This is a genomic window from Dactylosporangium siamense (assembly GCF_016862795.1).
In the GTDB taxonomy this organism is placed as follows: domain Bacteria; phylum Actinomycetota; class Actinomycetes; order Mycobacteriales; family Micromonosporaceae; genus Dactylosporangium; species Dactylosporangium siamense.
On the sequence record NZ_BONQ01000295.1, the window covers coordinates 1 to 512 of the forward strand.

Genomic DNA, 512 nt, shown 5'->3' on the forward strand with positions numbered 1-512 from the left:
TGGTCGGCGCCTGGCGAGGCGTTCCCGGACGGTCTGCTGGTGCCGTCGTTGATCGCGGAGTGGGCGGCGGTGACGCCGACCGCGACGGCGGTGGTGTGTGGCGGGGATGCGTTGACGTATGCGGAGTTGGTGGATCGGTCGGATCGTCTGGCGGGTTATCTGCGGTCGGTTGGTGTGGGTCCGGAGGTGGTGGTCGGGGTCTGTCTGCCGCGGGGTGTGGACTTTGTGGTGGCGGTGTTGGCGGTGTGGCGGGCGGGTGGTGCGTATCTGCCGTTGGATGCGTCGTATCCGGTGTCGCGGTTGGCGGTGATGTTGTCCGACGGTGGTGTGTCGGTGGTGGTCGGTGTTGAGGAGACGGTGGAGGAGTTGCCGGTTGGTCGGCTCCGGGCGGTGTTGTTGGACGATCCGCGGGTGTGGGCGCGGCCGGCGTTCTCCGGTGATCCGGTCGGGGATGGTTTGGCGTATGTGATGTTTACGTCGGGTTCGACGGGTCGTCCGAAGGGTGTGCAGGT

At 67.2% G+C, this 512-nt stretch carries 1 protein-coding gene; it reads left to right on the forward strand.

Annotation, left to right across the window (positions count from 1 at the left end; translation table 11 throughout):
• Positions 1-39: 39 nt before the first annotated feature.
• Positions 40-512, forward strand: a 473-nt coding sequence (locus tag Dsi01nite_RS57010) for an AMP-binding protein (RefSeq protein WP_203854896.1), incomplete at its 3' end; no start/stop codon positions are given.